Source organism: Enterobacter sp. SA187, assembly GCF_001888805.2.
Classification (GTDB): domain Bacteria; phylum Pseudomonadota; class Gammaproteobacteria; order Enterobacterales; family Enterobacteriaceae; genus Enterobacter_D.
Window position 1 is genome coordinate 1,022,128 of record NZ_CP019113.1, and the last position, 22,464, is coordinate 1,044,591.

The window sequence follows — 22,464 nt, forward strand, 5'->3', positions numbered from 1 at the left end:
CGGATGCGGGTTCTGATCGTAAAAACCTCGTCGATGGGCGATGTGCTGCATACGCTGCCCGCGTTAACCGACGCCATGCAGGCTATTCCTGGCATTCGTTTTGACTGGGTGGTGGAAGAGGGCTTCGCGCAGATCCCCGGCTGGCATGCCGCCGTCGATCGCGTGATCCCGGTGGCGATCCGCCGCTGGCGTAAGGCGTGGTTTTCCGCGCCGATCCGCGTCGAACGGCAGAAATTTCGTGACGCCATCCGCGCTGTACAATACGACGCTATTATTGATGCGCAGGGCCTGGTGAAAAGCGCAGCGCTGGTGACGCGCCTGGCGCGCGGCGTGAAGCATGGTATGGACTGGCACAGCGCCCGCGAGCCGCTGGCGAGCCTGTTTTATAACCGTCGCCATGCCATCGCCAAAGCGCAGCACGCGGTGGAACGCACCCGCGAGCTGTTCGCCCGTAGTCTGGGTTATGCCCGACCGCAAACCCAGGGCGATTACGGCATTGCGCAGCACTTCCTGACCGACCAGACGCAACCTGCTTCTTACGCCGTGTTCCTGCATGCCACTACCCGCGATGATAAGCACTGGCCTGAGTCCCACTGGCGCGAGCTGATCGCCTTGTTGCAGCCCACCGGACTGCGCATCAAGCTGCCCTGGGGAGCCGCCCACGAAGAAGCGCGCGCAAAACGGCTGACGCAGGATATGGATCACGTTGAGGTACTGCCGCGCATGAGTCTGGAAAAGGTGGCGCGCGAACTGGCAGGCGCTGCCTTTGTGGTGTCGGTGGACACCGGATTAAGCCATCTGACCGCCGCCCTTGATCGTCCTAATATCACGTTATATGGCCCGACCGATCCGGGATTAATTGGCGGTTATGGCAAAAATCAGGTCGTTTGCCGCCCTGAACATTCATCGCAGTTAAGCGATCTCCCCGCCGCTGCGGTCCTGGAAAAATTACAGCCCTTGCTGGCAACAGAGAATGTCCATGTCTGACTTTTTCACGGCTGAACGCCCGCCGAAACGGGTACTGATCATCAAGCTTCGTCATCATGGTGATGTGCTTTTAACCTCGCCGCTGTTTACCGTGCTGAAAAAAAACTGGCCGGGCGTGGAAGTGGACGCGCTGGTCTATGACGATACGCAGGCGATGCTCACCAGCCACCCCTATATCGATCAGGTGCACACCATCGGGCGTAACTGGCGTAAACAGGGCTGGCTGAAGCAGCTGAGCCTGTATCGCCAGCTGCGTAACACCCTGAAAGCGCGGGATTATGACGTGCTAATCAACCTGACCGAGCACTGGCACGGCGCACGGCTGGCACGCAAGCTGAAGCCGCGCGTTTCCGTCGGCTTTAAGCCGGATAAACGTAGCGGGCTGGCGCGCTGGCGCTGGGTGAAATCTTTTACCACGCTCTATCCGGCGATCCAGGACAACAGCCGTCACATGGTGGAAGTGAACCTCGACGCGCTCCGCCGCATTGGCATCCATCCGGCGAGCGTGGAAGACAAACGCACGCTGTTCGTGCCGGGCGAGGACGCGGAAACCTCCGTGCTGAACAAGCTGGCGGGGTTTGGCCTGGTGGGGAAAGATTATGTGCTGGTGCATCCCACCTCACGCTGGATGTTCAAGGCCTGGCAGATTGACAAGCTGGCGGCCACCGTGGATGCCATTGCCGCACGCGGCATTCCGGTGATCCTCTCCGCTGCACCTTCGAAAGAAGAAACCGCCTATATGGATCAGCTGCGCGCTGCGCTGACGCAGCCGGTGTTCGATCTCAGCGGACAGCTGAATCTGAAAGAGCTGGGCGCGCTGATGAAACATGCGCGGCTCTACTTTGGCGTCGACTCGATGCCGATGCATCTGGCCAGCGCCGTGGGAACGCCGACGGTGGCCATTTTTGGCCCGACCGGAGCGATTAAGTGGGCACCCTGGGGCGTGGCCTACCGGGTGATTATTGCGGGCTTTACCTGCCAGCCCTGCGGGAAAGCAGGCTGCGGCGACAGCGGCGTGTCGGACTGCATCACCGCCATTACGCCACAGCAGGTGCTGAGCGCCATTGATACGCTGCTACTGGAAAATCCGGCATGAAACTGGCGATTGTCCGACAGACCTATAACCCCAACGGCGGCGCGGAGCGGTTTGTTTCCCGCGCCCTGAATACCCTGGCGGGCGACAGTTCGCTGGACGTCACGCTGATCGCCCGCCAGTGGGAGAACGCCACCGGCTGGCAGACGCTGACCGTCGATCCGCCCTTCCGTAACCGCACCGCCCGGGAAGCTGGCTTTGCCCGCGCGGCGTCTCAGCTGTTTAACCGCTTCGACATTGTGCAGAGCCACGAGCGTATTCCCGGCGCCACCATTTTCCGCGCCGGTGACGGCGTGCACGCCACCTGGCTTGAACAGTACAGCCGCATTCTGTCGCTGCCGAAGCGCTGGTCGCAGTCCTTCAGCCCCTATCACCGCTACATTTTGCAGGCGGAGCAGGCGATGTTCACCCATCCGGCGCTGCGCAAAGTGATCTGCAACTCTAAGATGGTACGGGATGACATTGTTCGTCGCTTCCGTCTGCCCGCTGACAGGCTGACGGTGATTTATAACGGCGTCGATACCGCCCATTTCCATCCGGACGTGCGCAGGCTGACGATGCGGGAGACGCTGGCGATCCCAGCCGATGCGCCGGTGCTGGCCTACGTCGGTTCCGGCTTTGCGCGTAAAGGCGTGGCGACAGCGCTGGCGGCCATCGCGGCGCATCCCGGCGTCTGGCTGCTGGTCGCCGGACGCGATAAAAATGCCCGTAAATTTGAAAAGCAGGCGCAGTCGCTGGGCGTGGCGGATCGGGTAAAATTTCTCGGCCCGGTGGCGGATGTGCGCCAGGTCTACGGCACGGCGGATGCGCTGATCCTGCCTACCCTTTACGATCCCTTTCCAAATGTCTGCGTGGAAGCGCTGGCCTGCGGATTACCGCTGTTTACCAGCCCCGGATGCGGGGCGGCGGAATGGATCCGCGAAGGGGAAAACGGCTGGGTGCGCGATGCGCTGGACGTTTCCGGCTACCGGCAGGCTATCGGCGAATGGCTGTCGGGTCGCGAGGCGGGAAAAGCGTACGCCATAAATGCCCGCACCACCGCCGAGCCCTGGACGCTCGACCGCATGGCGCAGGAGTTACAGGCGCTTTATCGCGAGCTGTTACGCTGAATCGCGTCGGAAAAAACCTTTTCCATCGCGCTTAACATACAGTCCCGCGTGAGATGGGCGAGAAGATAATCATACCCCTGCTGCGCCAGCTGGTCGCGAAGCGCAGCATCTTTGTGCAGCGTGACAATCGCATCACGCAGCGCCCCGGCATCACGCTGGCCGACCAGCAGGCCAGTCTGGCGGTCAATCACCGCATCCGCCGTACCGCCCGCGTCGGTGGCAATGGTGGCAATGCGGCTGGCGAGGGATTGCAGTACGCCCTGCGGCACGCCTTCCATATCGTGGGACGGGCTTAACGCAATATCAAACGCCGGGAACCACTTCTCCGGCGCAGCCTGATGCCCCGCCATCAGCACGCGATCGGTCAAGCCCAACCGTACGATTTCCTGCTCCAGCGCCGCACGGTGTGGACCTTCGCCGACAATCGCCAGCTTGATCGTTGGATCAGAGATCTGCGCCAGCGCCTCCAGCAACACGCTGTGGCCTTTGTTGGGGCGCAGGTGCGACACCACGCCGAGCCAGAAATCATCCGCCGACAGACCGCACTGCTGGCGCGCCGCCTGTTTATCCGCCGGATGAAAACGTGCCGGATCGACGCCGCTGGGTACGGAGGTGGTTTGTTCCAGCGGCACGCCAATCGCCGTCATCTGATGCCGCAGCGCTTCGCCCGTGGTGACGATATGCGCGCAGGCGGTGCGGAACAGCCAGCGGCTGCCGGCATTATTGCGCGGTAAACCGGATGCATGACGGGTGCGCACCAGCGGCACCGGGCGTGAGAGCGTCAGGTTCGCCAGCGCCACCAGCCAGGTATCGGCTGAGTTATGGCTATTGACCACGTCCACAGTCTGCCGGTTGGCCTGCAGCCAGCGGCGTAACGCCAGCAGGTTCGGCACATTTTTCCGCCTGAGCGGAAGCGTCACCACCGTCAGCCCGGCATTCTGCGCCAGCGCATGCAGCGGCGCGCTCTCCGGACAAAGAATGGTCACCTGATGACCACGCTGGATCATACCCAGTGACTCATTGATGATGCGCAATGGCTGACCGCCCTTACCGCCATCGGCTTCTGTGTGAACAATATGCATACGCTTCCTGTGAGTGGCTAACGACCTCATTAATCGAATCATTATATACTTGCAGGCCCGCCTGACGCACATTCATCGCCCGCTCAGTGATAATCTTACTTACAAACATTATTCTTCTTAAGTTGTGCTATCTATGGTAATTTTCCTGCGCTTTCACAAATCTCTCCGCCCTGTCGTGGAATTCTTGTGCTGCTGCGTTACTACCCGGTCACCACGCCGAAATCCTTAACTAGCCTAAATAATTATGACGAAAACTCGTAACATCCTGACAGGCCTGTTAGTTCTCTATACATTAGCATTATGCTTCGCCTGGCCGATTCCTAACGATCAATTACCGTTTCATCGAAATGGCCTGATTTATCCTTTAATTGCTTTATCTGTTGGCCTTTTCTTTTCTTCACCTGAAGCCCGCACCCGTTTAAATTTCAGACAGATTAAGTTTGTTCTTATTGCCGTCTGGGTATTAACTTTCTTTATTCTGATTAATGGCTTTGTTGTCACTCCCGATATTAAAGAAATGGTTTCGGCGTGGAGCGGCCAGTGGTTACGACCGGTCCTGCTATTCTGTGCCGGTATGGTCATGTTACCTGCCATACAAACCGCCTTCCCCAACTTTTCCGCGGCCCGTCTGTTTACGCTGATCGTTTTATTCTTCTGGGGCGTCATCTGTATCCATCTGCTGGATACCCTCTGGCTGTACTGGCGTGATGGGTATATTCACTGGGGGGAAACACGGATCGTCTTTAACCGCACCCGTATGAGCTTCCAGGTGAATATGATCACCGGTTTTCTGATTGCCGAGTTGCTGGCCCGAGGTTTACTACACCAGCGTTTCCTGCGTCTGAACACACCAGTACTGGTAGCGATTTTATTGTCTAACCTGGTTTGTACCGCCCTTATAGATACGCGATGGGGAACCATTGGGCTAGTGGGCAGCCTGTTTTCAACCTTTGTTCTGCTTGGTGTGCATCATATGCGCCGTAGTAAAGTCGTGCTGATGGGCACTATATTAGTGCTATTTATCGCCGCCTCTTTGACATTAGGTTATGCCTCATGGAAAACCGATCCGCGCTGGCAAACGCTTGAGAGTGATGCCATTGCCGGATGGAATGCGCCGTTAAACAGTTTTTGCTACAACAATGTCATTGGTGTTGTGCCCAAAAATAGCCTTGGCGTCCAGATGAATCATTCTAATGGCTGCCGCGCCAGTTTCTTTCACACAGGCTGGAAGATCATAGCCGAGCACCCGGCAGGCATGGGCCCGCGTAAAGAGGCCTTTAATTACATCCTGCGTCGCGATACGGGTTCCGATTTCATTACTGTTCCGCACAGCCACTACGGCTTAATCGAATTTGGTCTGCAAAACGGCATTGCGGGGATTGCGGGCTGGCTGATTTTGCTGATGGGCTGCTGGTATATCGGATGGCGGCAGTTCCGCCGCGGCAACACCATGGCAGGCATGTTCCTGCTGCTGTTCACGGTAGGCTTCTTCTCACGTACGCTGGTCGATCATAACCTTAAGGATCACTACCTTGAGCAATATATGATGCTCACCGGCCTGCTTATCGGCATCTGCTCGTTGACGCCGCGCAATGAGAAACAGCCCACTTCCTGATGGTAATGTTCCTGCACCAGTGGTTTTCTTTATCACTTAGTAGATAATAGCCACCGCTGGTGCTGCCATACCCCGGCAGAACTCATTCAGATAATGGCTGTCGAAAAGCCACCGCATTGCCCGCTTTTACGGAGAAAGCATGTCAGATACCCCGCAATTGAGCCTCGTTGTCGCCGTCTATAATGGTGAAAAGTTTCTGAGCGCTTTTTTTGACAGCATCAAAAGTCAGAACCTGAACAGCCTCGAATTGATTATCGTAAACGACGGTTCGACCGATAATTCTGCGGCGATCATTGCCCGCTACGCCGATGAATTCAGCGATTATCAGGTTATCGATCAGCCCAATCAGGGGGTTTCAGCGGCACGCAATACCGGGCTGGCGGTTGCCCGAGGTGAGTACATTGCGTTTCCGGATATTGACGATGTGATCTATCCGGGGATGTATACCCGCCTGCTGGAAATAGCCAGAAAGGGCGATCTGGATGTGGCAACCTGTAATGGCACCTACATTTACGATGATGGCCGCCCGGCGAAGAAGATTTTCCCGTCCGATAAGCTGCCCTCAACGGGCGTGCTGGATGGGCCGACCTGGCTGCAAAAAGCGCTGTCGTCACGTAAATTCCTGCATGTGACCTGGCTGAACATCTATCGCCATGCTTTTATCAAAGCGCAGGGTTTTACCTTCGAGCATGGTCTGCGCCATCAGGATATTCCCTGGACAACGGAAGTGCTGCTGACCGCGAAACGTGTGCAGTACATCGACGAAACCTATTACGACTACCTGATTCATTCGGCTTCCGTGTCCCATACTCCGGGCACCGACGACACCCGTATGCGCTCGGCTCGGCACTACATGAAAATCCTTGAGATGCTGCATGCGATTAACCAGCGTTATCCGCGACAGGTTAAGCGCGTACCCGCCTGCCACTGGCAAATTGCCAAAGAGGGGCTGGGTATTCTGCACAGCATCAATAACATTGAGGATGCGGCGAAAAAGCGTGAGATCACCGCAGAGCTGTTTTCCCGCGGGATCTGGTCCATGATCTGGCAAAATGCGCGCGGTTTCCGTCAGCGCTGGCGTCTGGGACGCCGTTACTTTCGTCTTAAGAAACTGATTAAATAAAGCGAACCTATGAATAAGCTTAAATTGCACGCCGTATCCCGGGCGGACTTTATCGCCAAAAACTACGCCGATTTTGATGCGCTGCTTGCCGCAGGAACGGATCCGAACACCATTCCTGAACGTTTCTATTGCGGCGGACGCGGTGGCTGGACATTCCAGACCACGCTTGCTCTGAAGCACTATTACGGTGATGCAATCGAGTGTTCATTCGGTTCCGAATGCCGTCCTGATGCGATCAATCTGATGCATAACGATGACTTCGGCTCACGGGTCAAACCCTGGAAAGGCGTCACTGTCGTCGCCCGCGCCGACCGCCCGCCGGTAATAGGCGCAGACTATGTTGTCGATCAGAACCCGGAAGTTGACGGCCACAGCAACCGCATTTTCGTGCCCTACTGGCCGCAGCCAGGCGTTCAGCCGCGCGAGCGCACCGATGATAGCGTGCAGACGGTGGCCTACTTTGGCCGGGTGGACAGCTTCCCGGAAGAGTACCGCAGCGAAGCGTTTAAACAACGTCTTGCAGAACAGGGCATCACCCTGCGTATCTCCTTTGATAACTGGGTGGATTACCGCGATGTGGATGTCTGCGTGAGCTTCCGCAAATCTCATGACCACAAGCTGGCCCGTAAGCCAGCCAGCAAACTCATCAATAACTGGCTGGGTAAAACAGTCATGGTGTGCGATGACGAGCCGTCATTCCGCGCTATTCGCGAGAGCGAACTGGATTATCTGATTGCCAAAAACCCTGACGAAGCCTTTGCCGCCATCATGCGACTGAAAAACTCGCCGGAGTTATTCCGTCAAATGCGCGAGCAGGGCGAAAAACGGCTACAGGTTTACTCCCGTGAAGCCGTAGCTGCCCGCTGGTATGCCTTGTTTGAGGATATCTGGCGTAAAGGCTTACATAACCGTCCGACGTTCGTGCGCGCGGTGCGCTTTGGTTTTGGTAAAGCCATTCGTCCCCTGACCAAGAAATTCTAAAACCATTCGGGTTAAAACATGTTCAGATCGTCATTGCTGTCCCGCCCTTCGTTGGGACGAAATCTGCTTAAGACCATTACTCTTACGCTGATTTTTACGGCGTTTTTTGCGCTTTCCGAAATTATTGTCAGCCTTAAAGACACGGCATACAGCCCGAAATCGGGTGATATTGCGCTGTATGTGATCATCTCTCTGCTTGCGGCGGTCAGCATCCGTTTTATGCTGACGCGCGTTCTGCTGGCGATCACCTATATCGTGCAGCTATCTGAGGCGATCTACCACCAGTTTTATGGCCAGTTCTATGGCCCGAGCGAAGTGTGGCTGGCGTTTGTTGAAACGAAAGATATTGCCAGCGGCATTACTGACAGCCTCGGTGCGCTGGGCATTTATTTTGTGATCATGCTGGTGGCGATCGTCTTCGCGCTGGTGTTTGCCCGCCGTATTGGGCCGCACTGGCACAAATGGGTTGCCGCCCCCTGCCTGCTGGCGATAGCGGTGATGTTTTTAGGCCAGTTCTACAAAGCCATCGACGGCCAGATGTATAAATTCAATCCTGACCTGCGCCACTCCCTGCTGCGCAACGGCCTGTCAGCGATGAGCTTTAGCGCGGTAAGGCTGATCCCCGAAGCGCTGTCGGGCGAAAACCAGAATATCGCCCATTACGAGCCTTACCAGGTCACGCCGGTTGCAGACCACCAGAACGGGAAATATTCGGTGATCCTGGCCATTGGCGAGAGTCTGAACCCGCATCATGTCAGCGCGCTCGGCTATGAAAGAGAGACCACGCCAGAACTGAAAGCGCTGATGGATCAATACCAGGGCAGTGGACGTCTGATTGTCTCTAACGCCGTCTCCACACGTGTCGCCATTCCGATGCTGGTCAATAACCTGCGCGAGCCGGATAACTTCTCAGCGTATAAAAGCAAAGCGACCAATATTTTTGCCAATGCGAAGAAACAGGGTTATCAGACCGCGTTTATTTCAGCGCAGGGTCTGGAAGGGCTGAGCAACTGGATTGGCATTCATGACATCGATTTTTGGGAAGATACGCAGGTGCGTCCGGCCCCGGATGTGGGCGCTGACCGGATCCTCACCCCGTCCGTTGAAAAAGCCCCGCTGGACTGGAATAAACCCTTCATGATGGTGCTGAACAGCCGCGCACCGCATATTCCTTATGAGCGAAACATTCCGGCCGGATTCGCGAAGTTTTCCACCCCGCATCTTGATGATGACGTGGCGCAGAAAAAAAATGAATATGACGATGCCGTTCGTCTTTACGACAAGGAGCTGGCTTCTGCGATCCGTACGGTGATGGCGAAATCGAAACTGCCGGTGCTGGTCTTTATCACCTCCGATCATGGTGAACGCGTCGGGGACGGCGGGCTGTTCGGGCACTCCGTCGTGGAAATGCCGATTGCGCAGGTGCCGTTCATCTATTTCAGTAACGATCCGGCGATGTCCCTGAAAAACATCAGCCCGCAGATGCCGCTGAACCATTTCCAGCTGGCGACGCTGATCAATAAAGTGCTGGGTTATCAGGTGACGAACCCGAATCAGAAAGATGACAGCTACTTCATCACCGGCGGTGATATTCGGGGTCTTTCGGAGCGGATCACCTATCATCTGAACGAACTCCCGCCAGCAGAGCAGTAATCGTTTTTCCCGCGCACAGGGCTTTTCTGCCCTGTGCCGTCCAGTGGTTCTTCGTTTTCCCCTTTCGCATTGTACGAAACAGTGGCAAAAGCGTGACCAAAAGCGCCAAAAGTATAGCTTTAGCCCGCTTTAATGCTTAGAATTTGCCCGCCGAAACTCAAAAAACGGATAATCGCTTGGAATTGTTGTATACCGCCCTGCTCTATCTTATCCAGCCGCTGGTGTGGCTGCGTTTGTTGCTTCGCAGCCGCAAGGCTCCCGCGTATCGTAAACGCTGGGCTGAACGCTATGGCTATTGCAGTAACAAAGTGAAGCCGGACGGTATTCTTCTGCATTCCGTGTCGGTGGGGGAAACCCTGGCGGCCATTCCGCTGGTGCGTGCGCTGCGCCACCGTTATCCTGCGTTACCCATCACCGTGACCACCATGACGCCCACCGGCTCGGAGCGCGTGATGTCGGCCTTCGGCAAAGACGTGCATCACGTCTATCTGCCTTACGATTTACCCTGCGCGATGAACCGCTTTCTCGCCACCGTGCGGCCAAAGCTTGTCATCGTTATGGAAACCGAGCTGTGGCCGAATATGATTTCCGCGCTGCATGCCCGTAAAATCCCGCTGGTGATCGCCAACGCCCGCCTGTCGGAACGCTCAGCAAAAGGTTACGGCAAGCTGGGCAACTTTATGCGCCGCCTGCTGGGCAAAATTACGCTGATCGCCGCCCAGAATGACGAAGACGCCGATCGCTTCCTGAAGCTCGGCCTCAAACGTAATCAGCTGGCCGTCACCGGTAGTCTCAAATTTGATATTTCCGTTACGCCGGAGCTGGCGGCGCGCGCCATTACGCTGCGCCGACAGTGGGCGCCGCGCCGTCAGGTGTGGATCGCCACCAGCACCCACGATGGCGAAGAAGAGATTATTCTTCAGGCGCACCGCAAGCTGCTGGAAACCTTCCCCGATTTACTGCTGATCCTGGTGCCGCGCCATCCGGAGCGTTTTAAAGACGCGCGCGATATGGTGCAGAAAGGCGGCTTCAGCTTTACCCTGCGCAGCACCGGCGAGATCCCGTCCGGCAGCACGCAGGTGGTGATTGGCGATACCATGGGCGAGCTGATGCTGCTGTACGGCATTGCCGATCTGGCGTTTGTGGGCGGCAGCCTGGTGGAGCGCGGCGGGCATAACCCGCTGGAGCCGGCGGCGCATGCCATTCCGGTGCTGATGGGCCCGCACACCTTCAACTTCAAAGATATTTGCGCCAAGTTGCAACAGGCGGATGGTCTGATCACCGTTACCGATGCGGATTCGCTGGTGAAAGAAGTCTCGACCTTGCTGACCGATGAAGATTATCGCCTGTGGTACGGCCGCCATGCCGTTGAGGTGCTGCACCAGAATCAGGGCGCGCTCTCACGACTGCTGCAACTCCTGCAACCTTATCTGCCGCAGCGGAGCCACTAATGCGCCTCTCGGTGGTGATGATCGCCAAAAACGCCGCCGATCTGTTGCCGGATTGCCTGGCTTCGGTGGCCTTTGCCGATGAGATCGTGCTGCTGGACTCCGGCAGCACCGATGACACCCTCACTATCGCCCGCAACGCCGGGGTCAAGGTCTTCACCAATACCGACTGGCAGGGCTACGGTATTCAGCGCCAGCGGGCGCAGGCGTATGCCACGGGCGATTATGTGCTGATGATCGACACCGACGAGCGCATCACGCCGGAACTCGCCCGGGCCATTCAGGGCGTGCTGGCCTCCCCTGCGCCAGATACCATCTACAGCATTGCCCGCCGTAACTATTTTCTTGGCCGTTTTATGCGCCACAGCGGCTGGTACCCGGATCGCGTGATGCGTCTGTATCCGCGGGAAAAGTATCAGTACAACAGCAATGCCGTGCATGAATCCCTGGAAAGCGCAGGTGCGTCGATGGTAAACCTGCAGGGCGATCTGCTGCATCTGACCTGCCGCGACTTTGCCAGTTTCCAGCAAAAGCAGTTCAACTACGCCACCGCCTGGGCGAAAGAGCACCATCAGCAGGGCAAGAAGACCAGCATTACAGGTATCTTTGCGCATACGATCGGCGCGTTTATGAAAACGCTGGTGCTGCGCGGCGGCGTGCTCGACGGCAAACAGGGCTGGCTGCTGGCCGTGGTGAATGCGCAGTATACTTTTAATAAATATACCGGGCTGTGGGCGCTGAACCACGGCTACTCAGAAAAGAGCGCGCCATGACGACAAAAGCCATTTATCCCGGCACTTTCGATCCCATCACCAACGGCCATGTTGACATCATCACCCGTGCGGCCTGCATGTTTGACAAGGTCATCATGGCGATTGCCGCCAGTCCGGGGAAGAAACCGCTGTTTAGCCTGGATGAACGCGTTGAAATGGCGCGTCAGGCCACCGCGCATCTGGCTAACGTTGAAGTCGTCGGTTTTAGCGATTTGATGGCGAATTTCGCCCGCGATCAGCAGGCCAATATCCTCATTCGCGGTCTGCGGGCAGTGGCTGACTTCGAATATGAAATGCAGCTCGCTCAAATGAACCGTCACCTGATGCCGGATCTGGAAAGCGTCTTCCTGATGCCGTCAAAAGAGTGGTCGTTTATCTCGTCATCGCTGGTCAAGGAAGTGGCCCGTCATCATGGCGACGTCACCCACTTCCTGCCTGCGCAGGTACATCAGGCGCTACTCGCTAAGCTGCAGGCGTAGCGCCCGGAGGTTTTACTTCTGGCAGTTGCGGCAGTAAAAGGTGGAGCGCTGGGCATGTTTGCTGGCCACTATGGGCGCGGCGCAGATCCGGCACGGCTGACCTTCCCGGCCATACACCTGTAGCTCCTGGGCAAAGTAACCCGGTTTACCGTCGCTTTGCAGGAAGTCTTTCAGCGTGGTGCCGCCCTGCTCGATAGAGCGCAACAGCACGGCCTTGATCACCCGCACCAGTAATTCGCACTCCTCCGCCGACAACGACGACGCCAGACGATCGGGATGGATCCCGGCGGCAAATAGCGACTCACTGGCGTAAATGTTACCCACCCCTACCACCAGCTTGTTATCCATCAGCCAGGGCTTGATGGCGATCTTCTTCTTCGCGCTTTTCTGGCGCAGATAGTCGGCGTTAAAGGCATCGCTGAGCGGCTCGGGGCCTAAATGCGCCAGCACGTTGTGCCCTTCAAGGGACGACGTCCACAACCAGGCGCCAAAGCGGCGCGGATCGGTGTAGCGCAGCACTTTGCCGTTGCTCATCACCAGATCGACATGGTCATGTTTTTCTGCCGGCATTTCATAGGGCAGGATACGCAGACTCCCGGACATGCCGAGATGGATGATGATCCAGCCGTCAGGCAGCTCCAGCAGCAGATATTTGGCGCGACGCTGCACGCTCAGCACCGGTTTGTCGCTCAGGGCATGGATTTCATCGGAAACAGGCCAGCGCAGGCGTCCGTTGCGCACGACAGCATGCAGAATAGTTTCACCCACCAGATGCGGCTCAATGCCACGGCGGCTGGTTTCCACTTCAGGTAATTCAGGCATGATTTCTCCGGAGGCTGAATGCAAAAAACCCCGCACAGGCGGGGTTCTTGTACATCAAAGCGAAAATTATTTAATTTTTGCTTCTTTGTAAAGCACGTGCTGACGGACAACTGGATCGAATTTTTTCAGTTCCAGTTTTTCCGGCTTAGTGCGCTTGTTCTTCGTGGTGGTATAGAAGTGACCAGTACCAGCAGAAGAAACCAGCTTGATTTTCTCACGAATACCTTTAGCCATGATTTATTTCCTCTAAGTACTTAGTACTTTTCGCCACGGGCACGCAGTTCGGACAGAACTGTATCAATGCCTTTTTTATCGATTACACGCATACCTTTAGCAGATACACGCAGTGTGACAAAACGCTTCTCGCTCTCAACCCAAAAACGGTGAGAGTGCAGGTTCGGCAGGAAACGGCGTTTGGTCGCGTTCAGTGCGTGGGAACGGTTATTACCGGTCACCGGACGCTTGCCAGTAACTTGGCAGACTCGGGACATGTCTATTCTCCAAAAATCAAATTAGCTCGAGCTTCGTATAGGGTTATGGCGCCTCGTCAGGCTGCAAACCTGGCCTCTGGCGGTTCAATGTGAACCCACAATGCCAGGCCCATAATGCCAAACCCGAGATTCTCAAAGGTGGCGTAGTATACGCTGTGTAATCGATGTGCTCAAGTCCCGAACAGACAAAGATCCCAATGGATCGCGTAAAGTGGCCTAAATCCAGCCACGTTCGGCAAATGAAACATACTCTCCACGGCCAATTACCAGATGATCTACCACCCGGATGTCCATGAACTGGCAGCACTTTACCACATGTTCGGTGATGATTTTATCGGATTTACTGGGCTCCGCGCTGCCCGAAGGATGATTATGCGCAAGGATCACGCCGACGGCATTAATTTTGATGGCTTCGCGGACAATTTCACGCGGATGCACCTCAACATTGGCGATAGTGCCGGTAAAAAGGCGGCAGTGCTTGAGGATCCGGTTCTGGTTATCAAGATAGATCACCATAAAGATCTCGCGCTCTTCCGCCGTTAACTGACTTTTTATAAAGGCTAATGCGACATCCGGGGACATGATGGCAAACTCCTCTGCCACCTTAACCTCATAGAAACGGCGCGCCAGTTCGGCAATGCCTTTCAGTTGGGCATACTTTGCCAGCCCAATGCCGCCCACCTCGCTGAACGTTTCAAATTCCGCGGTCAGCAGACCATACAGCGAGCCAAAATGCCCCAGCAGATGGTGCGCCAGCGCCATGACATTTTTTCCGGGTGTGCCGGTGCGTAAAAACAGCGCCAGTAATTCAACATCGCTGAGCGATTTGACGCCAAACAGCAGCGTTTTTTCACGCGGTAGTATAGATAACGTTTCTTCCATAATGTCACCTCCCTGTCGAGCGCCTATCCTGCCACAAAGCGGGTTAACGGCTTTGCGTAGCGCCTCGCAAAGTGCGCAATGCGCAAAAGCACGCCAGGTGGAGGATTGTGATAAAATGCCCGCCTTCTGGTGAAATCCAACAGGAAAGAATCATGATGAGTCTGGCCGGTAAAAAAATCGTTCTTGGCGTCAGCGGCGGTATCGCAGCCTATAAAGCGCCAGAGCTGGTGCGCCGTCTGCGCGATCGCGGCGCGGAGGTGCGTGTCGCCATGACCGAGGCCGCCAAAGCCTTTATCACGCCCATGAGTTTACAGGCGGTGTCAGGCTATCCGGTTTCCGACAGCCTGCTCGATCCGGCAGCCGAAGCGGCAATGGGGCATATCGAACTGGGAAAATGGGCCGATCTGGTGATCCTGGCCCCCGCCACCGCGGATTTAATCGCCCGCGTTGCCGCCGGGATGGCCAATGACCTGGTATCGACCATTTGTCTTGCCACTCCGTCTCCGGTCGCCGTGGTGCCAGCCATGAACCAGCAGATGTACCGCGCCGCCGCCACCCAGCATAATCTGGGCGTACTGGCTTCCCGCGGCTTACTGCTCTGGGGGCCGGACAGCGGCAGCCAGGCCTGTGGCGATGTAGGCCCGGGGCGAATGCTCGACCCGCTGGAGATTGTCGATCTGGCCGCGGCGCATTTTTCGCCTGTCAAAGACCTGCAACATCTGAATATCATGATTACCGCAGGCCCGACCAGGGAGCCGCTGGATCCGGTGCGCTACATCACCAATCACAGCTCCGGGAAAATGGGCTTCGCCATTGCTGCGGCTGCCGCCCGACGTGGCGCGAACGTCACGCTGGTCAGCGGGCCGGTCACGCTTGCCACGCCGCCGCAGGTTAAGCGCATTGACGTCACCACGGCGCTGGAAATGGAAGCGGCAGTACAGGCCAATGTGCAAACGCAGCAGATTTTTATTGGTTGCGCCGCTGTGGCAGACTACCGTGCCGCCGCCGTTGCCGATGAGAAGATTAAAAAGCAAGGCGATGAAATCACACTGAAAATGGTGAAAAACCCGGATATCGTAGCGGGCGTCGCCGCGCTGTCCGCGCATCGCCCCTATGTTGTTGGGTTTGCTGCCGAAACGAATAATGTGGAAGAATACGCCCGGCAAAAGCGCAGCCGTAAAAATCTGGATCTGATTTGCGCCAATGACGTTTCCGGCGCGCAGCAGGGTTTTAACAGCGATAACAACGCACTGCACCTGTTCTGGCAGGACGGCGATAAAGTCTTACCGCTTGAGAGCAAGGCACTTCTGGGCCAACAACTACTGGACGAGATCGTTACCCGTTATGATGAAAAAAATCGACGTTAAGATTATGGACCCGCGTGTTGGGCAGGAATTTCCGCTGCCAACCTATGCCACCTCCGGCTCTGCCGGTCTTGACCTGCGCGCCTGTCTTGATGACGCCGTAGAACTGGCGCCGGGCGCCACCACTTTAGTTCCGACCGGACTGGCGATCCACATTGCTGACCCAACGCTGGCAGCGGTGATCCTGCCGCGCTCAGGGCTGGGGCATAAACATGGCGTGGTGCTGGGTAACCTGGTGGGCCTGATCGACTCCGATTATCAGGGGCAACTGATGGTTTCCGTCTGGAACCGCGGACAAACCAGCTTCACCATCGAACCTGGCGAGCGCATCGCCCAGATGGTTTTTGTGCCGGTGGTACAGGCAGAATTTAATCTGGTGGAAGATTTCGACGCCACCGAACGTGGTGAAGGCGGCTTCGGCCATTCAGGCCGTCAATAAGCGGCTTTATAAACGCATCCCACAGCGCCATAAAGTAATAACATTACCGCAAACTTCGGTTTGCGGTCGCTGCGTGGATGCCCGCCTGACAAGTGCTTATTTTCAGGGGTATTTTGGAACATGGCAGAAAAACAAACTGCGAAAAGGAATCGTCGCGAAGAAATACTTCAATCTCTGGCATTGATGCTTGAATCCAGCGATGGCAGCCAGCGCATTACGACGGCGAAGCTGGCAGCCTCCGTTGGCGTTTCAGAAGCGGCTTTATATCGTCATTTTCCCAGTAAAACGCGTATGTTCGATAGCCTGATTGAATTTATCGAAGATAGCCTGACCACGCGTATTAACCTGATCCTGAAAGACGAAAAAGACACGACCACGCGTCTGCGTCTTATCGTGCTGCTGGTGGTGGGATTTGGTGAACGTAATCCAGGCCTGACGCGCATTCTGACCGGTCACGCGCTGATGTTTGAGCAGGATCGCCTGCAGGGTCGCATTAACCAGTTGTTTGATCGTATTGAATCGCAACTGCGCCAGGTACTGCGCGAGCGAAAAATGCGTGAAGGCGAAGGCTATACCGTGGATGAAGCACTGCTGGCAAGCCAGTTACTGGCCTTCTGTGAGGGAATGCTGTCGCGCTTTGTACGCAGCGAGTTCAAATACCGTCCGACAGAAGACTTTGACGCCCGCTGGCCGCTGATGGCCGCGCAGCTGCAGTAACGTTAAGTATGCCCGGTACGCGTCGCGCCACCGGGCAAAATTTATTTAAACGCCAAATTCATCGCGGTACGCCTGTACCGATGCCAGATGATCCGCCATCTCAGGCTTTTCTTCCAGATACGCAATCAGGTCTTTCAGCGTGATGATTGAAATCACCTGGCAGCCATAGTCACGCTCGACTTCCTGGATCGCCGAAATCTCGCCGCGTCCGCGTTCCTGACGGTCAAGGGAGATCAGCACACCCGCCAGGGTCGCGCCATGCGCCTGAATAATCTCCATCGACTCGCGGATGGCGGTTCCGGCAGTGATCACATCATCCACCAGCATAATGCGGCCCTGTAACGCGCTCCCCACAAGGCTTCCGCCTTCGCCGTGATCTTTGGCTTCTTTACGGTTAAAGCAGTAGGGCACATCACGCTCATGGTGTTCCGCAAGCGCAACTGCGGTGGTGGTGGCAATGGGAATGCCTTTGTAAGCCGGGCCAAACAACAGGTCAAAATCAATGCCGGAGTCCACCAGCGCTTCGGCATAAAAACGGCCTAACAGCGCCAGGTCGCGGCCCGTGTTAAACAGCCCGGCATTAAAGAAATACGGACTTTTGCGCCCGGATTTCAGGGTAAATTCACCAAATTTCAGTACCTGCTTGTTAAGCGCAAATTCAATAAACTGGCGCTGATACGGTTTCATGGATTTGCTCCTTAAGCTTTTTTCAGACATAAAAAAGGCGACTATCAAGTCGCCTTAAAATCAATTTTCTAACGCCGCCTTCTGCATGGCGACGATGGATTCGATGCCTCCCCGGGCCAGAGCCAGCAACGAGAGCAACTCTTCGTGGGTGAATGGCTCGCCTTCGGCGGTGCCCTGCACTTCAATGATGCGGCCATCTTCCGTCATCACCACGTTCATGTCGGTTTCAGCGGCGGAGTCTTCAACATACTCCAGATCGCACAGCGCTTCACCCTTGACGATGCCCACGGATACCGCGGCGACCATGCCCTTCATCGGGTTGGTTTTAAGCTTACCTGCTGCCACCAGCTTGTTCAGCGCGTCGGCCAGCGCCACACAGGCACCGGTGATAGACGCGGTACGGGTGCCGCCATCCGCCTGGATCACATCGCAGTCCAGCGTGATGGTGAACTCGCCCAGTGCTTTCAGATCCACGGCGGCGCGCAGTGAACGGGCAATCAGGCGCTGAATTTCCAGGGTACGGCCGCCCTGTTTACCTTTGGCCGCCTCGCGCGCGTTACGGGTATGCGTCGCACGGGGTAACATGCCGTATTCGGCGGTGATCCAGCCCTGTCCCTGACCTTTCAGGAAACGCGGCACGCCTTCGTCAATGGACGCGGTGCACAGAACTTTGGTATCACCGAATTCGACGAGCACGGAACCTTCAGCGTGTTTTGTATAATTTCGGGTCAGGGTGACGGGACGCACCTGATTGGCACTACGGCCTGCTGGACGCATGATGATTTCTCCGGCTTCTACGAATGTGGCTGCGCATTATACGGATTAAAGTCGCTTATTCCTATCCTGTGTAAGCCCTGAAAGCTATAATCCCCCCATCTCTCCTTCAAAACAGGAACGTTTATGATCCGCAGTATGACAGCCTACGCCCGCCGTGAAATCAAGGGTGAATGGGGCAGCGCAGTCTGGGAATTGCGCTCGGTAAACCAGCGTTATCTGGAAACCTGGTTCCGCCTGCCGGAACAGTTTCGCAGCCTCGAACCCGTAGTGCGCGAGCGGATCCGCACGCGTCTGACGCGCGGCAAAATCGAATGTAACCTGCGTTTTGAGCCTGACGTCAGCGCGCAGAGCGAACTGATCCTGAATGAAAAACTGGCTAAGCAGCTGGTGACCGCCGCGAACTGGGTCAAAATGCAGAGCGATGAAGGCGAAATCAATCCGGTGGATATTCTCCGCTGGCCTGGCGTGATGGCCGCGCAGGAACAGGATCTGGACGTGATCGCCGCAGAAATCCTCTCGGCTCTCGACGGCGCGCTGGACGACTTTATCATCGCCCGCGAAACCGAAGGCCAGGCGCTGAAAACCCTGATTGAGCAGCGTCTTGAAGGCGTGAGCCAGGAAGTGGCTAAGGTACGTGCGCAGATGCCGGAAGTGCTGAAATGGCAGCGCGAGCGTCTGGTCGCCAAACTGGAAGACGCCCAGGTACAGCTGGAAAATAATCGTCTTGAGCAGGAACTGGTGCTGATGGCGCAGCGTATTGATGTCGCTGAAGAACTCGATCGCCTCGAAGCCCACGTAAAAGAAACCTACAACATTCTTAAGAAGAAAGAAGCGGTAGGCCGCCGTCTGGACTTTATGATGCAGGAGTTTAACCGCGAGTCGAACACCCTGGCGTCCAAATCCATCAACGCTGATGTGACCAATTCTGCGATTGAGCTGAAAGTGCTGATCGAACAGATGCGTGAGCAGATCCAGAATATCGAATAGTAATATTCATCAGTAACTTAATCCCTTTAAAAAGCCCGCCTGATGACGGGCTTTTATTATTCAGGGCACGGCATTTAACCTTTCCGCATTACTCCCTTTTTAGAAAAAATCTGTTAATAAGATCATATTTTATTACCATTACGGCGGGTAACGCTAAGAAACTTCTTATGAAGCTTGGTATACTCGCCGCCTTTCTGGTTCCGCACAGACATTTCACAGGTTATGGCATGGCAAATCTTTCTTTATCAATTGAGAGCACTGAACGCTACTCAGTCGATAGTCAGTTCCGTCAGGACATTAATCTGCTACGCGGGATCGCCATTGTATCCGTTGTTTTTTACCACTTTGCCGCACAGTTATTACCCGGTGGCTTTGCCGCAGTAGATGTGTTTTTTGTTATCTCTGGTTTTCTGATGACAAAAATCATCGCCGGAGGGCTGGAAGCGCAGACATTCAGTTTGCGGCGATTTTATACCGCGCGTTGTAAAAGGATTATTCCGGCGCTTCTGGCGTTGTGTCTTCTGTTGCCATTATTGATGTGGTTCTGGCTACCAGCGCTCGAATTCCGGCGACTCGGTAACTACATTAGCTACGCTATCCTCTTTATTTCTAACATAAAATTAAATAAAGATGCAGGAGGATATTTTGCTACCAGTTCACATGAAAACTGGCTCCTCCATACATGGTCTCTCTCGGTAGAATGGCAGTTTTATCTGGCACTGCCGCTGTTATTAATGGCGTTACATCTGGTCAGAAAACGCATCAGCATGATGTTTTCATTAATGCTGCTCGCCATATGCTCTTTTATCGGCTGTGTGATTTATGCCAGCGCAGGAAATCTTTCTTCTCTGTTTTATCTGATGCCGTTTCGCGCATGGGAGATGCTCTGCGGCGGTCTGGTGTGGTTTATTTCACAGCGTTATACCTTCTCCCGCGCCCGGGCACGCCTCTGCGCACTGGTCGGTTATCTGATAATAGCCGCCTCAGTGGTGCTGATTACGCCGGATGGCGCCTGGCCCGGATACCTGACGCTTTTTCCCGTGCTGGGCACTATGCTGGTCATCGCAAGCAATTACCAACCGCTGGCAGAAAGTATCGATCGCCATTGTCGGTGGATTGGTCTTAGCTCATATTCGGTGTATTTGTGGCACTGGCCGATCGCCGTTTTTATTGTCTACGCCGATCGCCAGCACAATGCGTTATGGATCACCAGCGGCATAGCACTCTCATTTCTGCTGGGCTGGTTGTCATGGGTATTAATTGAGCAACCGGCGAACAAGTCCCTGTCCCGCTTATCTGCTCCGGCATTCTGGCTGGTGGTGCTGGCAACGGTGTCAGGCTGTTATATTTTTGGCAATCTCGTTAAGTATCAAACGCTGGTGAATTCTCCCAATCCGTTGGTTAATCAGATTGCCAACGAAGCCGAAAATAAAAACCGCGCAGCCGATCCTAAAACGTCGCTCAGTTATTACGGTACAGGGCCGCTGGCTGCCGTTATCGTGGGTGACAGTCATGCCGAGGCCACAGCCACAGCGCTTGCCGCCGCCGCACAGGGGCATGGTTCGGTGATGGGTATGACATGGTCCGGATGCCCTAACCTTTCTGATGCCCACGTCGATAAAAACGAAGGCTGTTACAAATTCAACAAATCCCTTGCCGCACGGCTTGCGGATATCCCGTCCACAACACCGGTGGTTATCGTCAACAGGCTGGGTCATTATGCCGAAAGCCATCTGGTGCATTTTGATGATAAGAACATCGTTGGGATCCAGTATTTGCATACTTATGCCGAGTCGATGATCTCGATGGCCTGCGCGCTGAATCAACATCATAAAGTTTACCTCGTTCGTCCTGTCCCTGAAATGAATGTCAATGTACCCCGCTACCTTTCCCATGCTCTGATGATGGGTAAACAGCCGCAGGATGTCTCCATCCAGGAGGCGGAGTATCGTAAGAAAACAGAATTTATCTGGCAGGCGCAGGACAGAGCAGTCAATCAGTGTGGCGTTAAGGTTATCGATCCTTCCCGCTGGTTATGTACAGATGGCCGCTGTATGGGCAGTAAAAACCTGCAGCCTCTCTATTTTGATGACAATCATCTGAGCGAAACAGGCAACCGCGTACTGGTGCCAATGTTTAAAGAAATTTTCCGTTAAGCCCGAGATATGCCATACAATTTCTAATGCATTTTTATTGGCTTTTCTGCTTCTGAAGGCAGTGCTGGTCAAAAAATGCATAAGTTATAGTAATCGATTAGACTGACCCTGAAAAAATCTCAATCGAGATCCCTGCCACTACTCGCTACCCTGCGCCTTCACTAACGGGGGCGCGCATGCTGTTACACATTCTTTATATTATCGGGATCACCGCTGAAGCCATGACAGGTGCGCTGGCGGCCGGGCGTCGCCGTATGGATACTTTTGGCGTCATTATTATCGCCACCGCGACTGCCCTTGGCGGCGGTTCCGTGCGCGATATTCTGCTGGGGCATTACCCGCTTGGCTGGGTAAAAAACCCGGAATACGTGATTATCGTCGCCACCGCTGCGGTGCTGACGACTATTGCCGCGCCTGTTATGCCCCATCTTCGCCGTCTGTTTCTGGTGCTGGACGCGCTGGGCCTGGTGGTGTTTTCCATCATCGGGGCGCAGATTGCGCTCGATATGGGCGAAGGGCCGATCATCGCTACTATTGCCGCAGTCGTGACCGGCGTCTTCGGCGGCGTACTGCGGGATATGTTCTGCAAACGTATTCCGCTGGTGTTTCAGAAAGAGCTGTACGCTGGCGTCGCCTTTGCCTCTGCGGTGCTCTATATTGCTCTGCAACATTATGTCTCCAGTCATGACGTGGTGGTCATCGCCACCCTGCTGTTTGGTTTTACCGCCCGCCTGCTGGCGCTGCGCCTGAAGCTGGGTTTACCCGTCTTTCACTACACGCATAACGTACATTAAGCCGC

Annotated in this window: 23 protein-coding genes; 16 read left to right on the plus strand and 7 right to left on the minus strand. The window is 55.4% G+C overall.

Features of this window, described 5'->3' with window-relative positions; genetic code table 11:
* The first annotated feature begins 3 nt into the window (after positions 1–3).
* From rfaC to BMF08_RS05010, 3 genes are read left to right on the plus strand one after another with little or no spacing between them, the layout of a single operon-like run.
* Positions 4–987: a lipopolysaccharide heptosyltransferase RfaC gene (gene rfaC / locus BMF08_RS05000; RefSeq protein ID WP_072571038.1), complete on the plus strand. Its 984-nt coding sequence runs from the start codon at positions 4–6 to the stop codon at positions 985–987.
* Positions 980–2,083 (plus strand): putative lipopolysaccharide heptosyltransferase III, encoded by a 1,104-nt coding sequence (rfaQ, locus tag BMF08_RS05005; RefSeq protein ID WP_072571036.1) that lies wholly within the window; start codon positions 980–982, stop codon positions 2,081–2,083. Before rfaC ends, rfaQ begins: the two co-directional genes overlap by 8 nt.
* Entirely contained in the window at positions 2,080–3,189 is a 1,110-nt protein-coding gene (locus BMF08_RS05010) for a glycosyltransferase family 4 protein (protein WP_072571034.1), read from the plus strand. Before rfaQ ends, BMF08_RS05010 begins: the two co-directional genes overlap by 4 nt.
* Here the strand turns inward: BMF08_RS05010 and BMF08_RS05015 are convergent.
* A complete protein-coding gene (locus BMF08_RS05015; RefSeq protein WP_072571033.1) occupies positions 3,168–4,271 on the minus strand; it encodes a glycosyltransferase family 4 protein in 1,104 nt (367 codons plus the stop codon). The genes BMF08_RS05010 and BMF08_RS05015 overlap by 22 nt on opposite strands.
* Positions 4,272–4,515: 244 nt before the next feature.
* On the opposite strand from BMF08_RS05015, the gene BMF08_RS05020 reads away from it, so the two are divergent.
* From BMF08_RS05020 to coaD, 7 genes are all read left to right on the plus strand, one after another.
* Positions 4,516–5,886 carry an O-antigen ligase family protein gene (locus BMF08_RS05020; RefSeq protein ID WP_072571031.1) on the plus strand — a complete coding sequence of 457 codons (1,371 nt, stop codon included), beginning with the start codon at positions 4,516–4,518 and terminating at the stop codon, positions 5,884–5,886.
* A 139-nt stretch (positions 5,887–6,025) separates the two neighbouring features.
* Complete coding sequence (locus BMF08_RS05025; protein WP_072571029.1) at positions 6,026–7,009, plus strand: glycosyltransferase; 984 nt, start codon at positions 6,026–6,028, stop codon at positions 7,007–7,009.
* Between the two features lie 9 nt (positions 7,010–7,018).
* Positions 7,019–7,990, plus strand: coding sequence for a hypothetical protein (locus BMF08_RS05030; protein WP_072571027.1), 972 nt, complete (start codon positions 7,019–7,021; stop codon positions 7,988–7,990).
* Positions 7,991–8,008: 18 nt separating this feature from the next.
* Positions 8,009–9,643 carry a sulfatase-like hydrolase/transferase gene (locus BMF08_RS05035; protein WP_072571025.1) on the plus strand — a complete coding sequence of 545 codons (1,635 nt, stop codon included), beginning with the start codon at positions 8,009–8,011 and terminating at the stop codon, positions 9,641–9,643.
* Between the two features lie 176 nt (positions 9,644–9,819).
* Positions 9,820–11,094, plus strand: coding sequence for a lipid IV(A) 3-deoxy-D-manno-octulosonic acid transferase (waaA, locus tag BMF08_RS05040; RefSeq protein WP_072571023.1), 1,275 nt, complete (start codon positions 9,820–9,822; stop codon positions 11,092–11,094).
* The gene (locus tag BMF08_RS05045) at positions 11,094–11,864 is read left to right on the plus strand and encodes a glycosyltransferase family 2 protein (RefSeq protein ID WP_072571021.1); all 771 of its coding nucleotides are present in this window, start codon (positions 11,094–11,096) and stop codon (positions 11,862–11,864) included. The genes waaA and BMF08_RS05045 overlap by 1 nt, the downstream gene beginning before the upstream one ends.
* On the plus strand, positions 11,861–12,343 hold the full coding sequence (gene coaD, locus BMF08_RS05050) for a pantetheine-phosphate adenylyltransferase (RefSeq protein ID WP_072571019.1): 483 nt from the start codon (positions 11,861–11,863) through the stop codon (positions 12,341–12,343). Before BMF08_RS05045 ends, coaD begins: the two co-directional genes overlap by 4 nt.
* A 12-nt stretch (positions 12,344–12,355) precedes the next feature.
* On the opposite strand, the gene mutM is transcribed toward coaD, so the two are convergent.
* The 4 genes from mutM to radC form a co-directional block, all read right to left on the minus strand.
* Complete coding sequence (mutM, locus tag BMF08_RS05055) at positions 12,356–13,165, minus strand: bifunctional DNA-formamidopyrimidine glycosylase/DNA-(apurinic or apyrimidinic site) lyase (protein WP_072571018.1); 810 nt, start codon at positions 13,163–13,165, stop codon at positions 12,356–12,358.
* Positions 13,166–13,231: 66 nt separating this feature from the next.
* Positions 13,232–13,399 carry a 50S ribosomal protein L33 gene (rpmG, locus tag BMF08_RS05060; protein WP_003024094.1) on the minus strand — a complete coding sequence of 56 codons (168 nt, stop codon included), beginning with the start codon at positions 13,397–13,399 and terminating at the stop codon, positions 13,232–13,234.
* A 20-nt stretch (positions 13,400–13,419) separates the two neighbouring features.
* The gene (gene rpmB / locus BMF08_RS05065; RefSeq protein ID WP_002436699.1) at positions 13,420–13,656 is read right to left on the minus strand and encodes a 50S ribosomal protein L28; all 237 of its coding nucleotides are present in this window, start codon (positions 13,654–13,656) and stop codon (positions 13,420–13,422) included.
* Between the two features lie 216 nt (positions 13,657–13,872).
* Positions 13,873–14,538 (minus strand): RadC family protein, encoded by a 666-nt coding sequence (gene radC / locus BMF08_RS05070; protein WP_072571016.1) that lies wholly within the window; start codon positions 14,536–14,538, stop codon positions 13,873–13,875.
* A 155-nt stretch (positions 14,539–14,693) separates the two neighbouring features.
* Here radC and coaBC point away from each other — a divergent pair, with 155 nt between their 5' ends.
* From coaBC to slmA, 3 genes are all read left to right on the plus strand, one after another.
* A complete protein-coding gene (gene coaBC / locus BMF08_RS05075) occupies positions 14,694–15,905 on the plus strand; it encodes a bifunctional phosphopantothenoylcysteine decarboxylase/phosphopantothenate--cysteine ligase CoaBC (protein WP_072571292.1) in 1,212 nt (403 codons plus the stop codon).
* Positions 15,883–16,341 carry a dUTP diphosphatase gene (gene dut, locus BMF08_RS05080; RefSeq protein WP_072571014.1) on the plus strand — a complete coding sequence of 153 codons (459 nt, stop codon included), beginning with the start codon at positions 15,883–15,885 and terminating at the stop codon, positions 16,339–16,341. The genes coaBC and dut overlap by 23 nt, the downstream gene beginning before the upstream one ends.
* Before the next feature lie 120 nt (positions 16,342–16,461).
* Entirely contained in the window at positions 16,462–17,058 is a 597-nt protein-coding gene (slmA, locus tag BMF08_RS05085) for a nucleoid occlusion factor SlmA (RefSeq protein ID WP_072571012.1), read from the plus strand.
* A gap of 45 nt (positions 17,059–17,103) precedes the next feature.
* Here slmA and pyrE read toward each other — a convergent pair whose 3' ends face one another.
* Complete coding sequence (gene pyrE, locus BMF08_RS05090; protein WP_072571010.1) at positions 17,104–17,745, minus strand: orotate phosphoribosyltransferase; 642 nt, start codon at positions 17,743–17,745, stop codon at positions 17,104–17,106.
* A 60-nt stretch (positions 17,746–17,805) separates the two neighbouring features.
* Positions 17,806–18,522, minus strand: a complete 717-nt coding sequence (gene rph, locus BMF08_RS05095) for a ribonuclease PH (protein ID WP_072571008.1) — start codon at positions 18,520–18,522, stop codon at positions 17,806–17,808.
* 123 nt (positions 18,523–18,645) lie between these two features.
* On the opposite strand from rph, the gene BMF08_RS05100 reads away from it, so the two are divergent.
* The 3 genes from BMF08_RS05100 to BMF08_RS05110 all read left to right on the plus strand — a co-directional run bounded on the left by BMF08_RS05100 (position 18,646) and on the right by BMF08_RS05110 (position 22,459).
* Entirely contained in the window at positions 18,646–19,509 is an 864-nt protein-coding gene (locus BMF08_RS05100) for a YicC/YloC family endoribonuclease (RefSeq protein ID WP_072571006.1), read from the plus strand.
* 167 nt (positions 19,510–19,676) lie between these two features.
* Positions 19,677–21,665: an acyltransferase family protein gene (locus BMF08_RS05105; protein WP_083580990.1), complete on the plus strand. Its 1,989-nt coding sequence runs from the start codon at positions 19,677–19,679 to the stop codon at positions 21,663–21,665.
* Between the two features lie 176 nt (positions 21,666–21,841).
* Positions 21,842–22,459 (plus strand): trimeric intracellular cation channel family protein, encoded by a 618-nt coding sequence (locus BMF08_RS05110; protein WP_072571004.1) that lies wholly within the window; start codon positions 21,842–21,844, stop codon positions 22,457–22,459.
* Positions 22,460–22,464: the final 5 nt, after the last annotated feature.

Excerpts from the sequence above, each read along its gene's own strand:
- BMF08_RS05020 (WP_072571031.1), top strand. The coding sequence starts at position 4,516 with ATGACGAAAACTCGTAACATCCTGACAGGCCTGTTAGTTCTCTATACA.
- radC (WP_072571016.1), bottom strand. The coding sequence starts at position 14,538 with ATGGAAGAAACGTTATCTATACTACCGCGTGAAAAAACGCTGCTGTTT.
- BMF08_RS05100 (WP_072571006.1), top strand. The coding sequence starts at position 18,646 with ATGATCCGCAGTATGACAGCCTACGCCCGCCGTGAAATCAAGGGTGAA.
- BMF08_RS05015 (WP_072571033.1), bottom strand. The coding sequence starts at position 4,271 with ATGCATATTGTTCACACAGAAGCCGATGGCGGTAAGGGCGGTCAGCCA.
- rpmG (WP_003024094.1), bottom strand. The coding sequence starts at position 13,399 with ATGGCTAAAGGTATTCGTGAGAAAATCAAGCTGGTTTCTTCTGCTGGT.
- BMF08_RS05105 (WP_083580990.1), top strand. The coding sequence starts at position 19,677 with ATGAAGCTTGGTATACTCGCCGCCTTTCTGGTTCCGCACAGACATTTC.
- slmA (WP_072571012.1), top strand. The coding sequence starts at position 16,462 with ATGGCAGAAAAACAAACTGCGAAAAGGAATCGTCGCGAAGAAATACTT.
- coaBC (WP_072571292.1), top strand. The coding sequence starts at position 14,694 with ATGAGTCTGGCCGGTAAAAAAATCGTTCTTGGCGTCAGCGGCGGTATC.
- rpmB (WP_002436699.1), bottom strand. The coding sequence starts at position 13,656 with ATGTCCCGAGTCTGCCAAGTTACTGGCAAGCGTCCGGTGACCGGTAAT.
- BMF08_RS05035 (WP_072571025.1), top strand. The coding sequence starts at position 8,009 with ATGTTCAGATCGTCATTGCTGTCCCGCCCTTCGTTGGGACGAAATCTG.
- mutM (WP_072571018.1), bottom strand. The coding sequence starts at position 13,165 with ATGCCTGAATTACCTGAAGTGGAAACCAGCCGCCGTGGCATTGAGCCG.
- pyrE (WP_072571010.1), bottom strand. The coding sequence starts at position 17,745 with ATGAAACCGTATCAGCGCCAGTTTATTGAATTTGCGCTTAACAAGCAG.
- rfaQ (WP_072571036.1), top strand. The coding sequence starts at position 980 with ATGTCTGACTTTTTCACGGCTGAACGCCCGCCGAAACGGGTACTGATC.
- BMF08_RS05045 (WP_072571021.1), top strand. The coding sequence starts at position 11,094 with ATGCGCCTCTCGGTGGTGATGATCGCCAAAAACGCCGCCGATCTGTTG.
- dut (WP_072571014.1), top strand. The coding sequence starts at position 15,883 with ATGATGAAAAAAATCGACGTTAAGATTATGGACCCGCGTGTTGGGCAG.
- rph (WP_072571008.1), bottom strand. The coding sequence starts at position 18,522 with ATGCGTCCAGCAGGCCGTAGTGCCAATCAGGTGCGTCCCGTCACCCTG.
- BMF08_RS05010 (WP_072571034.1), top strand. The coding sequence starts at position 2,080 with ATGAAACTGGCGATTGTCCGACAGACCTATAACCCCAACGGCGGCGCG.
- BMF08_RS05030 (WP_072571027.1), top strand. The coding sequence starts at position 7,019 with ATGAATAAGCTTAAATTGCACGCCGTATCCCGGGCGGACTTTATCGCC.
- coaD (WP_072571019.1), top strand. The coding sequence starts at position 11,861 with ATGACGACAAAAGCCATTTATCCCGGCACTTTCGATCCCATCACCAAC.
- BMF08_RS05025 (WP_072571029.1), top strand. The coding sequence starts at position 6,026 with ATGTCAGATACCCCGCAATTGAGCCTCGTTGTCGCCGTCTATAATGGT.
- BMF08_RS05110 (WP_072571004.1), top strand. The coding sequence starts at position 21,842 with ATGCTGTTACACATTCTTTATATTATCGGGATCACCGCTGAAGCCATG.
- rfaC (WP_072571038.1), top strand. The coding sequence starts at position 4 with ATGCGGGTTCTGATCGTAAAAACCTCGTCGATGGGCGATGTGCTGCAT.